The 12,613-nt window shown below is 70.0% G+C and carries 12 protein-coding genes and 2 pseudogenes; 7 read left to right on the top strand and 7 right to left on the bottom strand.

The annotated features are described in order from the left end of the window. Window positions 1-3 precede the first annotated feature (3 nt). The 6 genes and pseudogenes from N6H00_RS27785 (at window position 4) to N6H00_RS27760 (ending at window position 5,641) form a co-directional block, all read left to right on the top strand. Window positions 4-384: a hypothetical protein gene (locus N6H00_RS27785; RefSeq protein WP_268974550.1), complete on the top strand. Its 381-nt coding sequence runs from the start codon at window positions 4-6 to the stop codon at window positions 382-384. A gap of 489 nt (window positions 385-873) precedes the next feature. After that, the gene (locus tag N6H00_RS27780) at window positions 874-2,226 is read left to right on the top strand and encodes a hypothetical protein (protein ID WP_268974549.1); all 1,353 of its coding nucleotides are present in this window, start codon (window positions 874-876) and stop codon (window positions 2,224-2,226) included. A gap of 18 nt (window positions 2,227-2,244) precedes the next feature. Further along, window positions 2,245-3,099, top strand: coding sequence for a YhjD/YihY/BrkB family envelope integrity protein (locus tag N6H00_RS27775; protein ID WP_268974548.1), 855 nt, complete (start codon window positions 2,245-2,247; stop codon window positions 3,097-3,099). Window positions 3,100-3,262: 163 nt separating this feature from the next. Beyond that, entirely contained in the window at window positions 3,263-3,994 is a 732-nt protein-coding gene (locus N6H00_RS27770) for a DUF7873 family protein (RefSeq protein WP_268974547.1), read from the top strand. Between the two features lie 599 nt (window positions 3,995-4,593). Next, window positions 4,594-5,142 (top strand): annotated as a pseudogene (locus N6H00_RS27765) (glycoside hydrolase family 25 protein); the annotation flags it as partial. Window positions 5,143-5,332: 190 nt separating this feature from the next. Beyond that, window positions 5,333-5,641, top strand: coding sequence for a hypothetical protein (locus tag N6H00_RS27760; protein ID WP_268974546.1), 309 nt, complete (start codon window positions 5,333-5,335; stop codon window positions 5,639-5,641). 29 nt (window positions 5,642-5,670) lie between these two features. Here N6H00_RS27760 and N6H00_RS27755 read toward each other — a convergent pair whose 3' ends face one another. From N6H00_RS27755 to N6H00_RS27730, 6 genes are all read right to left on the bottom strand, one after another. Continuing rightward, window positions 5,671-5,901 (bottom strand): EF-hand domain-containing protein, encoded by a 231-nt coding sequence (locus tag N6H00_RS27755; RefSeq protein WP_268974545.1) that lies wholly within the window; start codon window positions 5,899-5,901, stop codon window positions 5,671-5,673. 122 nt (window positions 5,902-6,023) lie between these two features. Further along, the gene (locus N6H00_RS27750) at window positions 6,024-6,665 is read right to left on the bottom strand and encodes an N-acetylmuramoyl-L-alanine amidase (protein WP_268974544.1); all 642 of its coding nucleotides are present in this window, start codon (window positions 6,663-6,665) and stop codon (window positions 6,024-6,026) included. A gap of 456 nt (window positions 6,666-7,121) precedes the next feature. Then, a complete protein-coding gene (locus N6H00_RS27745) occupies window positions 7,122-7,631 on the bottom strand; it encodes an ATP-binding protein (RefSeq protein ID WP_268974543.1) in 510 nt (169 codons plus the stop codon). Between the two features lie 277 nt (window positions 7,632-7,908). Further along, a complete protein-coding gene (locus tag N6H00_RS27740) occupies window positions 7,909-8,676 on the bottom strand; it encodes an enoyl-CoA hydratase/isomerase family protein (RefSeq protein WP_268974542.1) in 768 nt (255 codons plus the stop codon). Between the two features lie 168 nt (window positions 8,677-8,844). Beyond that, window positions 8,845-10,074 carry a L,D-transpeptidase gene (locus N6H00_RS27735; protein ID WP_268974541.1) on the bottom strand — a complete coding sequence of 410 codons (1,230 nt, stop codon included), beginning with the start codon at window positions 10,072-10,074 and terminating at the stop codon, window positions 8,845-8,847. A gap of 165 nt (window positions 10,075-10,239) precedes the next feature. Next, window positions 10,240-10,857, bottom strand: a complete 618-nt coding sequence (locus N6H00_RS27730) for a TetR/AcrR family transcriptional regulator (RefSeq protein ID WP_268974540.1) — start codon at window positions 10,855-10,857, stop codon at window positions 10,240-10,242. Window positions 10,858-10,915: 58 nt separating this feature from the next. Between N6H00_RS27730 and N6H00_RS27725 the strand changes: the two genes are divergently transcribed. Then, a complete protein-coding gene (locus N6H00_RS27725) occupies window positions 10,916-11,872 on the top strand; it encodes an NADP-dependent oxidoreductase (protein WP_268974539.1) in 957 nt (318 codons plus the stop codon). A 68-nt stretch (window positions 11,873-11,940) separates the two neighbouring features. On the opposite strand, the pseudogene N6H00_RS27720 reads toward N6H00_RS27725, so the two are convergent. Further along, a pseudogene (locus N6H00_RS27720) lies at window positions 11,941-12,380 on the bottom strand (helix-turn-helix domain-containing protein); the annotation flags it as partial. Between the last annotated feature and the right edge of the window lie 233 nt (window positions 12,381-12,613).

The following is a 12,613-nucleotide window of genomic DNA, read 5'->3' as shown; positions in this document are numbered from 1 at the left end:
AAGATGCGCGCAAGGTTCACACCACCACGCACAGAAGACACCGTGATGCTGCAAGGAACCGACGCCCTCAAAGAGGGAAGAGAATACATCGTCCTTGAAATTTTTACTCCCTACGGCCGAAGCGCACTTTTCCGGATCGAATTCACGGAGAGCGAGCAGCCGGCGTTGTTCGACAGCAGGGTTTTCACCGTGACCTCAACCGCCCTGCCACCAACTTGGCGCTACGCACATTACGAAACAGGGTCGTTCACCCTGTGCCCAGAACCATGGAGCCGACCAGGGTTCTGGGAGTCCTACTACGATCACGACCCTTCAGCTCTGGAAGTTTACGAGTCGGAAAAACAGAAAATCATCACCGCCTCACAAGCCACCGAGGCGAACTGAACCATCCCGGCAACGCCACGCCCAGTCTGCCCGACTGTCCAGCTCACGGTCGCCGTGGGTGGATCTATTTTCTTACGGCTTCTTGGGGCACACCCAAGGGACGCGGCTCCGTTGTTCCCGGGTGCGAGCGAGAACGACGAGGCCGCGTGGCGCCACGACTCAGGCGGTCGGGAACTCTCCGCCGCGCACGGCGGTGGTGAACGACGTCCACGCCTCCACGGGCGGTCCACGTCCCGGCGCCGTCCCCATGGGTACCCGGCGGCGGGTGAGGCACCGCACCCGTCTTCTGGACCGGCCCCGGCGCCCTCCGGGGCCGGTCCCGGGTGCGGGCCGCCGTCAGCGGAAAGTGTCCGGACGCGAATCGTTACGGCCCACCGCCGCGTTTCCAGGATCTCGGACCTCGGACCCGCGGGTCGAGGAGTTGCCCCGTAACGCCGCCGCTCTCCGCTTTCCGGTGGTGCCTCCCCCCTCCCGCGCGAGGGAGGATTCATGGCTCCGCCCGAAGACGCCGCCGGCCCCGCCGGGCCGCCCCCACTCAGCGGGGGCGAGCGGCAGGAGTACGAGCGGCTGCGCGGGGCGGCGGCCGTACGTCATCGGCGGCTGCGCCACGCGGGCGCGTGCGTGCTGCTCGTCCTGGCGGTCCTGCTCTCCCCGCTGGCCGTCGTCGCCATCTGGCTGCACGAAGAGATCACCGACCCGCACCGGTACGTACAGACCGTCGCCCCGATCGCCAGGAACCCCTCCGTCCAGACCGCCGTCACCAACCGGCTCACCAAACGCGTGGTCGACCAGGTCGACGTGCCCGCCATCGCCGCCCAGCTCGCCCGGAACCTGGACAAGGCCGGGGCCCCGTCCGTCATCGTGGACGGCACCCGGATGCTCGGCGGGCCGCTGGAGGGCGCCCTCACCGACGCCGTGCACCGGGTGGTGCACAAGGCGATCACCAGCGAGCAGTTCCCGCTGGTGTGGGACGCGGCCAACCGGCGCGCCCACGCCGCCGTCGTGAAGGTCCTCACCGGCGAGGGCACCAGCGCGGTCCAGGCCCGTGGGAACGCGGTCGTCCTGGACATCGGCACCCTCATCGACAACGTCAAACAGCGCCTCGTCCGGGCGGGCTACGAGAAGGCCGCCAAGATCCCGCACATCGACCGGGAGTTCACGCTGCTGCGGACGGACAAGCTCGACGAGGCACAGGGCGCGATGCGTCTCCTCGACATTGTCGCCCCCTGGCTGCCCGCCGTGACGGCCGTGCTCGCCGCGTCCGCCGTGTGGGCCTCCCCCGCGCATCGGCTCACACTGCTGGCGGCCGGGGTCGGCACGGCGGTGATGATGGTCGCGCTGCTGGTCGCCCTGGCCGTGGTGCGCGGCGTCTACCTGGACTCCGTCCCGCCCGCGACCCTGCCCCGGGACGCGGCGGCCTTCATCTTCGACACGCTCGTACGCTTCCTGCGCGAAAGCACCCGCACGCTTCTCGTCGTCGCGATCGTCACCGCGCTCGCCGCCCATCTGTACGGCCCCGGGCGCGGGGCCCGCGCCGTCCGCTCGGCCGCGGCGCGCGGCACCGGCGCCATCGGCCGGGGCCTGGCCCGCGCCGGAGCCCGCACCGGGGGTTTCGGCCGCTGGCTGGACACCCACCGGGCCTGGACCACCGGTGTCGTGATCACGTGCGGCGCGCTGGCCCTGCTGCTGTGGAACCACCCCACCCCGGCCTCCGTCGGCCTCGTCCTCGGCATCGTCGTGGCGGTCCTGGCGCTGCTCGGCGTCCTCGCCGGCGCCTCCGGCCCGCCCGGTGCCACCGGGCTCCCCGACGCCGCGGGCGGCCGCCAGGGGGAGAACCCCTGACGGCCGGGTCGGTGTGCCATGAGGGCGCTACGGGCACTGCGGGAGCGCGTCGGTACCGCGGTCGGCCGCGGCCCGGCCGCCCGGTTCCTGGAGCGGCTGGTGGCGGTGAACGCGCTGGAAGCCGCCACCCGGCTGGCGGCCCAGGCGTTCCTCACCGCCCTGCCCCTGCTGATGGTCGTGGCGGCCTTCGTCCCCGACACCCTCCAGAACCTCCTGGCGGACTCCCTGCGCTCGGTGGTGGGCGTGCGCGGTGACGTCCTCGACCAGGTGCGCCGTACGTTCACCGGCCCCGGAGCGGCCAAGACCCCCTCGGGGGCCGTCGGGCTGCTGGTCACCCTGGTGTCCGCGACGGCGTTCAGCCGGGCACTCCAGGCGGTCTGCGAACGGTGCTGGGGGCTGCCCAGGGCGACGGTCCGGGTGGCGGCGTGGCGCTGGCTGCTGTGGCTGCTGGTCTGGCTCGCGGCGCTCCTCGTCCAGGCGCCGCTGCGCAGGGGGTTCGGTACGGGGGTCGTCTCCGGGCTGGTGCTGTCCCTGCTGTCGACCGCCCTGCTGTGGTGGTGGACCCAGCATCTGCTGCTGAGCGCCCGGGTCAGCTGGGCGCATCTGCTGCCGGGCGCCGTGCTCGCCGGTACGGGAACCGTCCTGCTCGGTTACCTCTCCCGGTTGCTCATGCCCGTGGCGATGGCCCGCGGGCTCGCCGACTTCGGCCCGCTCGGTCCCGTCTTCACGCTTCTGACCTGGCTCATCGTGGTCTTTCTGGTGGCCGTGGCCGGTCTCGCGGCCGGGCCGGCGGTGGCCTCGTCGGCCTGGTACGCGCGGACCACCCGCCTGCTGCGGGGCCGGGAGCCCGCCGACGGACGGGAGCCCCCGTGACCCCGGGAGACCAGACCCCCTGACGCCCGCCTCGGATATCGCCGCACTCGAGTATCGCCGGCACTCGGATACCGGATATCACCGCACTCGGAATCGCCGCCTCGAAAAAGCGCCTTCGAATATCGTTCGAGTACGGTCGGCCGCCCCTGCTAGCGTGCCGCACGTGGCGAAACTCAATCAGATCATCGCAGTGGAGAAGGGCGTCAAGTCCAAGACGCAGGCGGACCTCACGGCGTCCCAGCGCCGTCTGGACAAGCCTGCACTGCTGGCGGGGATTTCCCGTACCTATCAGCCGAAGGACGAGGAGGGCGAGCAGCTGCCGCCCGAGTCGACGCGGGTGCAGGTGAAGGCGGAGGATGTGCTCCGCGACACCGCGACGACACTGACCCGGCTGTTCGATGTGACCGCCACCAAGGACTGGACGAACTGCGCGGCCCGCGCGGACATCGAGGTCGAGGGGCGCACACTGCTCCGCGATGTGCCGGTCTCGTATCTGCTGTTCCTGGAGAAGCAGCTGACGGATCTCGCCGCTCTCATCCGCAGGCTGCCGACCCTGGACGCCGCCGAGTCGTGGTCGCTCGACCCGTCGACGGACTGCTGGAAGACCGAGGCCGTACGGACCGTCCGTACGAAGAAGGTGCCCCGCAACCACGTGAAGGCGGAGGCCACGGAGAAGCACCCGGCGCAGGTCGAGGTCTACTACGAGGACATCCCCGTCGGCTACTGGACGACGGTCAAGTTCTCCGGGGCCCTCCCGGCGCGGCGCGTCAATGAGCTGCTCGACCGGGTGGAGAAGCTCCAGCAGGCGGTCAAGTACGCCCGCGAGGAGGCCAACGGCATCGACGTCACCGATCAGCGCGTGGGTGAGGTGGTCTTCGGCTACCTGTTCGGGTAGCGTCATGGACTCCCCGTCCGCCGGGTCAAGCGGCGGCGCGGGGTGCGCGAGGAGCGCAAGCTGAAACTGAAGCTCGTCGTGATGCACGCGGTTGTCCGGGAGGTTTTGACCACCTCTCCGAGCACTTGGTCACGAGAGGGAAGGGTCCGCCTCACGGAGGTAGCCGGGTTTAGCCCCCGGTCCTCGGGCGGGCCGTGCCCCCGTGGCACGCGTTCAATCTCAGATTATTGCTCCAGCCTCAGCATTCGCCGCCGATCGCCGCACCGACCGGGCACGGGCTCGGTCGTCGGATGCCGGTTCGAATCCGGCCCGCCCCGCTTCGTGGAGCGGTAGTTCAACGGAAGAACACGACGACATCAGACTGACCCGTTCCCATCCGGGCAGGCGTGTGCAATTGGGCGGCACCACAGGGCCCGGGGGATGGCCAAACCCTCGGGTCCGCTTCTCTTCGTGCTCGTCCTGCGCTCTTCTCGTACTCTTCGCACCCTTTGTGTGCGTCCGAACGCCTGCGGACCGCGATCCCGTCCCAGTAGGGTCCTTGGTGCGAGAGGGGGAATAACACCCGTGTTTTCACCCGTTCTTGAACCGAGGCAGGCGCCATGCTGAACGGCATCGACGTGAGTTCGTACCAGTCCACCTTCGACCCGGACGGACTGGCCTTCGTCTTCATCAAGGCCACCGAAGGACGGTCCTACATCAACCCGAAGCAGAGCTCGCAGGCCTCCCGGGCCCGCAAGGCGGGGTGTGTCGTCGGGTTCTACCACTTCCTGTGGCCGGGCAACATCTCGGCGCAGGCGCGTTACTTCGTCGAGAAGTGCGCGTCCCAGAAGCACGATCTGCTCGCCGTGGACTGGGAGACCACCGGCTCCGGCACCCGGGCCAGCAACGCCGAGAAGGACCGGTTCATCCGCGAGGTCAAGAAGCTGCGTCCGACGCACCGCGTCCTGCTCTACTGCAACCGGAATTTCTGGCTCAACCACGACACCACGTCCTACGCCGGGGACGGCCTGTGGATAGCGGACTACGTGACGGCGGGCAAGCCGCGCATCAAGGCCAAGTGGAAGATCCACCAGTACACCGACCGCCCGCTGGACAAGGACGTGGCGAACTTCTCCAGCAAGGCCGCGCTCCAGGCATGGGCCAATCCCGGTTCGGCGGCGCTCACCGCCGAGGAGACGGCGGACGCGGAGGACGTCCACGCGGCGGAGGGCGTGGACGGCGGGTCCGAGGAAGCCGCCGGGGCAGAGGAGGCCGCCGGGTCCGAGGCGGAGGCGCGGGAGAGCGCGGACTGACCGGTCGCTCGAAGCGTTGTCGGTGGGTGCGCCTACGCTGCCCGGTATGAGCTACGCAGACCTGCGCGAACTCCGCAGCGCGCTCACCACCGCGTCGGACATCGCCTTCTCGCTGGACGCCGCACCCTCCGGGCGAGAGACGGAGGTGCTCACCGACGCCCTGCGCCGGGCGCTCGCCGCGGCGGGGTCGCTGACCGCCGAGCACGGTGCCACGGGCTGCGCCCAGCATCCGCGCGGGGCCGTCGATCCGCTGTACGGGGATCCGGACGACCCGCTGCCGCCCGGTTACGGCCGCTGTCTGCTGTGCAACGACCGCAGACGGCGGGCGAGCGCACAGCGGCGCGGCTGGCGCTGACGCGCCGGCCGTGCCGCTATGCGGCCCGGTCAGACCTTCTTCTTGTCGTCCTTGTTCTGGGCCGCCCAGAACTCGTCGAAGGTGAGCAGCCCGTCACCGTTGGAGTCGTGGGCGTTGATGACGGCCTGGGCGACGGGCTCCGTGACATACGGGTCCCCCAGCTGCGCCATCACGCTCTTGTACTCGGCCGCGGTGATCTGACCGTCACCGTTGAGGTCATACCGCTCGAACGCCTTGCGCGCCGCCTCGATGTCCGCCACCTGTCCGCCCCTTCCGTGCGTGTGCTTGACCCGCACAGATTAGCGGTCGGTGGCGAACGGCCCGGCGGCCGTGTCGCCGTGTTCGCGGCTCGGACCCCGTTGTTCTTCGGCGGCCGGGGACGTCAGGCCCCGTTGACCAAGGACATGTAGCGGTCCCAGTCCCACAGCGGGCCGGGGTCGGTGTGGTCGGCGCCGGGAACCTCCACATGGCCGATGATGTGGTCGCGGGTCTTGGGGATGCCGTAGCGGTCGCAGATGGCCGCGGTCAGGGCGGCGGACGAGGCGTACATCTCGTCCGTGAACCACTTCGGCTGGTCCACCCAGCCCTCGTGCTCGATGCCGATGCTGCGGTTGTTGTAGTCCTTGTTGCCCGCGTGCCAGGCGACGTCCTTCTCCCGGACGAACTGGCCGATGTAGCCGTCGGCCGAGGCGACCATGTAGTGCGCCGAGACCTGCTTGGCCGGGTCCTGGAAGATCTTCATCGCGTCCGGGAAGGTCTCCTGCGTCACATGGATGACGATGAAGTCGATCGGATATGAGGTCGGGCGGCTGGAGACCCGGTAGTTGGAGGTCGAGGCCGGGATCCAGTGGGTGGGCGGGTAGGCGGCCGCGCGGCGGCCGCGTCTGTCATCGGCGCGGGCGGTGGCGGCGGTGGCCGCCGTGGCGAATCCGGTGACGGCGAGTCCGGTGGCGGCGGTGGCGAGATGGGCGCCCGAGCGGAGCAGGGCGCGCCGGGTGGTGGGGGTGCGGCCGTGCGCTTCCATGGGGGGTCTCCCGAAGTCGTAGCGGGACAAGGGGATGTGACGCGTGGAGGTGTGACGCGTTGGGGGGTGTGACGCGCGTAGCGCGGTTCCATGGTGGACGCTGGGCAGGGCCATGCCAAGGACCATCAGGCAAAGAAAGATTTCGCGCCACGGTCTGGACCACTGGAAATTCGTTCGAGAGAGGTGGACAACGAAGGAAACTTGTCCCGCTACCCGCCATTAACAAGGCAAGTGTTGCACCTCACCATGGATTGGCTTGGAAGCGCCCTTCCGTCTCTGCGATAGTCAGGGCCGCGACCCCCATTGACCCGAGCGAGGTCGCTTCCCCCGAATGCCAGGGCGAACACCCCTTTCGCGCCACGGCCGGGGCCGGACGGGGTCCCCGTGCCGTCGGTGCGCGACGGCACAGGGGCCCCTTCCCTTTGTACGGCCCTGTGTGCACGGCTCTCCATGCGATCAGCTTTCGGCCACCCGCATCTCGAACCAGGTCGTCTTGCCGCACGGCAGCAGATCGACCCCCCAGCGCTGGGAGAGCTGGTCGACCAGCATCAGCCCGCGCCCACTGGTGTCGAGCTCCCCCACCGGCAACAGACACGGCAGCCCACGGGAGGGGTCACGGACCTCGACCCGGATCCAGCCGCGCCGCCGCAGCATCCGCAGCCCGAAGGTACGGGCGCCGGTGTGCCGTACGGCGTTGCCGACGAGCTCGGAGACCAGCAGCACCGTGTGCTCGGCGAGCTGGAAGCCCAGACCCCAGTCGCGCACCACCACAAATCCGGCCAGCCGGCGGGCGGTCGCCGCGGACTCGGGGCGGGAGGGCAGCCGCACCTCCTCGGCGGCGGGGTTTCCGAAGAGGTCGAGCGCCTTGAGGGCTTGATCGTCCTCGACGGCCGGCGCCCCCCGCACCGCCGCCGTACCCATGCGCGGCTGCGGCTGCGGCTGCTCCATTCCCTCCAAGCCCGCCATGCCCCCCATCATGGCCGCCCAAAAGGCCATCCGGGGCGGAACCATGGGATTCCGAACACCGGAGCCCCAGGCTCCATAAAACCGATCCGACATATGCCAAAGGCAGTTGGGGCACCCCAACACCCCACCCGACCAGCGGTGTCACCGCGCGCACGCGCGATCACCCAGCGTACCGGAACCGGTCATCCGAGGGCCGACCGTTGGCGAAGAAAATTCGCTCGCACGGGGCATGCGCGGGGTCGCGCTCCCGGCCGACATGATCGGAATCGGTCGGGTGTCAGCGGAACGTGGCCTTGCCCGGCCCGTCCTCGACAAAGCTGCGCATCCCGATCTCCCGGTCCTCGGTGGCGAACAGCCCGGCGAACCAGGTCCGTTCGATGGCCAGGCCGCTGTCAAGATCTGTCTCCAGCCCCCGGTCCACCGACTCCTTGGCCGCGCGCAGCGCGATCGCCGGGCCCCGGGCCAGCCGCGCCGCCCAGGCGTGGGCCTGCTCATAGACCTCCTCGGCCGGTACGACCCGGTCCACCAGGCCGATGGCGAGCGCCTCGTCGGCCTTCACCTGACGGCCGGTGAAGATGAGGTCCTTGGCCTTGGCTGGGCCGACCAGCCGGGCCAGCCGCTGGGTGCCGCCCGCGCCCGGGATCAGGCCGAGCAGGATCTCGGGCTGGCCGAGCTTGGCGTTCTCGGCGGCGATCCGGAAGTCGGCGCACAGCGCCAGCTCGCAGCCGCCGCCGAGGGCGTAGCCGGTGACGGCGGCGACCACGGGCTTGGGGATCCGGGCCACGGCGGTGAAGGACTCCTGGAGGTCGCCGGACCTGGCCACCATCGCGGCGTGGTCCATCTCCCGCATCTCCTTGATGTCCGCGCCCGCCGCGAACACCTTCTCACCGCCCCAGATGACCACGGCGCGCACATCGTCGCGGCGGGTCACCTCGGCGGCGAGTTCCCGCAGCCGGTCCTGGGTGGCGACGTCGAGCGCGTTCATCGGGGGGCGGTCAAGGCGGAAGGTGGCCACGCCGTCGGCGACCTCGAGGTTCACAGTCATGAGCGCAGGTTAGCGCCCGCTAACACGGAATCGGAGGGGCGGGGCCAGACCAGCCTGAGGCTCAGACCAGGCTGGGGGCCAGACCAGGCTGGGGCCCGGGTCAGGCTCGGGCCCGGGTCAGGCTCAGGCCCGGGTCAGGCTCGGGCCCGGGTCAGGCTCGGGCCCGGGTCAGGCCTTCCACTTCTTCCAGGACATGTTCCAGCCGTTGAGCCCGTTGTCCGGCTGAATGGTTTCGTCATCGGAGTTCTTCACGATGACCACATCGCCGATGAGCGACGTACGGAAGAACCAGGACGCCGGGGTGGAGGGGTCTCCGCCGCCGCGCTGGTCGAACAGGCCCACACAGCCGTGGCTGACGTTGGACGAGCCGAAGGTGGCCCGGCCCGCCCAGTAGTTGCCGTGGATGAAGGTGCCGGAGGTCGACAGCCGCATCGCATGCGGCACGTCCTTGATGTCGTACTCACCGTCGAAGCCGACGGTGGCGCCGTCCATCCGGGTGACCGGAAGCTTCTCGCTGATCACCATCGTGCCGTTGTAGGTCTCATGGCCGGGCGCGCCGGAGGTGATCGGGACGGTCTTGACGGTCTTGCCGTCCCGCTTGACCGTCATCTTCTTGGACTTGGCGTCCACGACGGAGATCTGGCTGCGGCCGATGGTGAACGTCACGGACTTCCGCTGCTCGCCGTAGACCCCCGGCCTGCCCTCGACCCCGTCCAGATCCATGCGGAGCGTCACCTTGGTGCCGGGCTTCCAGTACTTCTCCGGCCGGAAGTCCAGCCGGTCGTTGCCGAACCAGTGGCCCTCGATCGGCACCGACGGCGAGGCGCTGACCTCGATCCCCTTCTCCACGGCCGCCGGGTGGGTGATGCCGCGGGTGAAGTGGAGCGAGACGGGCATGCCGACGCCGACCGTCGAGCCGTCCTCCGGGGTGTAGACGCCGAGGAAGGTCTTCTTGGGGCGCAGCGTGGTGAAGGTCGTGTGCTCGGCCGTGGTCAGGCCGTCGGCGTCCTTGGCGACCGCGTCCACGGTGTAGGTGGTGTCCGAGCGGAGATGGGCGTCGGGCCGCCAGCTCTTGCCGCCCTCGGTGACCTTCCCCTCGACCGGAGTGCCCTTGGCGTCCTTGACCTCGACCGAGGACAGGGTGCCCTTGGCCGCGGTGACCTTCAGCGCACCGCTGGTGTCCACGCCCTTGGTGCCGTCCTTGGGCGCGATCGTCACCACGGCCCGCGATGCCCTGGACCGGTCCTCGCCCTTGCCGTCCTTGCCCTTCTTACCGTCGTCGTCGGAGCCACCGCCCCCGCCGCACGCGGCCACCGCCATCAGCAACGCCCCGAGCAGCAGCGCGAGAAGCCCCCTGCGGCCGCCCCGCGCCGCCCCTGATATCCGCCGCACCGTCACAACAGCTCTCCCCTCCCCAGGGCCGCGCCCCCGCGACAACCCCCGATCACGCGCGCAGGCGCGCCTGGCGATAGGTAATCACACGGCACCGACAGTGGGCTCCACCTCGATGGTCACGGTTCAGTCCCAGGCGGGAGCGGTCACCAGTGCTCCGACCGGGCGGACTCAGGTCGGCTGGGCGGCGGGCCGAAGGCCGTCCATCAGGAGGTTCAGCAGACGCTTGGCCTTGGCTTCATGCTCCGGCCGGGGGGTCACGGTGAAGATGCCGATGAGGGAGGCGGTGATGTCTTCGGCGGTGACGTCGGAACGGAGGTCGCCTGCCGCGCGGCCTGCGTCGAGAATCGTGGTGACGGCGGTCAGAAGCTCGGTCCGTGTCTGTGCATGGGTGATCTCGCCCGACTCGATCATCGCGAGCAGCGTGTCGAGCATGCCGTTCTTGGTCGCGATCCAGTCCCCGAACAAGTCCATCCAGCGCCGCATCGCTGCAGCCGGGGGGAGCTGGCCGAGCAGCTCGCGGGCGCCGGTCGTCAGCCGCACGACCTGGTCTTGGTAGACCGCGTCGACCAGCGACTCACGGGTCGGGAAGTGCCGGTAGAGCGTGGCGATGCCGACCCCGGCCTCGCGGGCGATCGCACGCATCGACGGCTCGGTGTCGGCCGACATGAACACGCGGGTCGCCACTGCGAGCAACTGGTCACGGTTGCGGGCTGCGTCCGCCCGTGGCGCGCGGCTCCCCACCTCAACCGAAACGGATCGTGCTCCGTTTGTGTTACGGTCATCCATGTAAACGGAGCATAGTCCGTTTCGATGCGTTCCCTCGGTCCCAAGGAGACAGGCACACATGCGGACACAGAGCGAGCAACCACCCACGGACGGGAGCAGGGCGGTCCGGCTGCATTCATTCGGCGGCCCCGAAGTCCTGGACGTCCGCGAGGTTCCCCCTCCGCAGGCCGGCCCGGGACAGGTCCGTGTACGGGTCACTGCGGCCGGTCTGAATCCGATGGACTGGATCATGACCGCCGACGCGGACACTGCCGCCCGGTTCGGCCTGAGCCTGCCGGTCGGGTTCGGGACCGACTACGCGGGAGTGGTTGACCAGGTCGGTGACGGGGTGACCGGCTTCGCACCCGGCGACCGGGTGTTCGGTGGCGCCCTGTCCCGCGCGGTCGCCGACTTCGTGGTGATCGACCCGGCCGGGGGGATCGCGGCGAACGAGGCCCACCACACGCCCGACGGCGTCGACGACCGCACCGCCGCCACCCTCACGATCGCCGGCCGCACGGCATCCGCCGCCCTCGCCGCGGTCGACCCCGGCCCGGACGACACCGTGCTGATCGGCGGAGCGGCGGGCGGGGTCGGGGTGTTCGCCGTCCAGCTGGCCCGGATATCAGGAGCGCGTGTGATCGGGACAGGATCTGCGGCATCGGCCGATTATCTGCGCGATCTCGGAGCCGAGCCGGTCGCCTACGGCGACGGCCTGACCGACCGGGTCCGAGCCCTCGCTCCCGGCGGAGTCACCGCCGCCATCGACCTGCACGGGGTGGAGACAGTGCACGCCGCAAGGGAACTCGGCGTCCCGGACAGTCGTATCTGCACCATCGCCGCACAGGTCGACGGCGTGCCGGCGGCCAACGGCGCGAACGCGGCTCCCGGCGCCCTGGAAGAGATCGCCCGCCTGATCGCGGCGGGCCGACTGCGGGTGCCCATCGCGGCGAGCTTCCCGATCGAGCAGATCCGCCGCGCGGCCGAGCTCCAGGCCGGCCGGCACGTGCGAGGCAAGGTCGTCATCCACCTCTAGTGCTGTGACCCCGTGGGTTTGCCGGGTTGCGGTCAGGCTGCGGTTGTAGAGAGGCCGTCCGCCCCAGCGGATGCCCCGCGCCGGGCGAGCGGGCACCGTGATGCCTCGCGACCGACGCGGATGCCCCGGCCGTGGACTTTCCGCAGGCAGGCGTCGAGTTTGCGTAGTGACCAACGGGTGAAGGGCTGTCCGAGCTTCGCAGGGCGGGTAGTGGCCGTCTGCATGACGAAGTCCTCGTCGTCAGGGCTGAGCAGGCGGGGACGGCCTTCCGCCCGTTGAGAGTTCAGGCAGGCCAGACCGATCTCGCCGAAGCGGTGGATCACGTTCCGGACGGTGTCCTCGTCGGCCTGCACCAGCTGGGCGATCACCGGCACCCGGTTCCTGCCGGCCGAGGTCAGCAGCAGCATCGCCGATAGCGCACCGAACCCGTACTGCCGCGACGCACCATCTGCTGCATATGCCGCCCTTCCTGGTCGGTCAGTCTGCGCGCCCGGACAGGCTCAGCCACCGCGCCTCCAGCGGTCGGATCGGACGTCACCGCACAGCCAATCGCTACGACCACCGACCCCGGTGAACTTACGCCGTCACAGCACCAGGTGATCGGCCGATGGCCCCCGCCCGAACGGTCCCATGGAGCTTCCGGGTGCTGGGAGCTTCCGGCCGGGGGCGCCTCCCGGCGGTGGCCGGGGGAGAACCGAGCCCCGAAAAAGAGGGAGCGCCGGCGGATTCGCGGGCAGAACA

It is taken from the genome of Streptomyces sp. S465 (genome assembly GCF_026898115.1).
GTDB classification, from domain to species: Bacteria; Actinomycetota; Actinomycetes; order Streptomycetales; family Streptomycetaceae; genus Streptomyces; species Streptomyces luomodiensis.
This window is presented reverse-complemented; position numbering and strand designations above follow the sequence as displayed.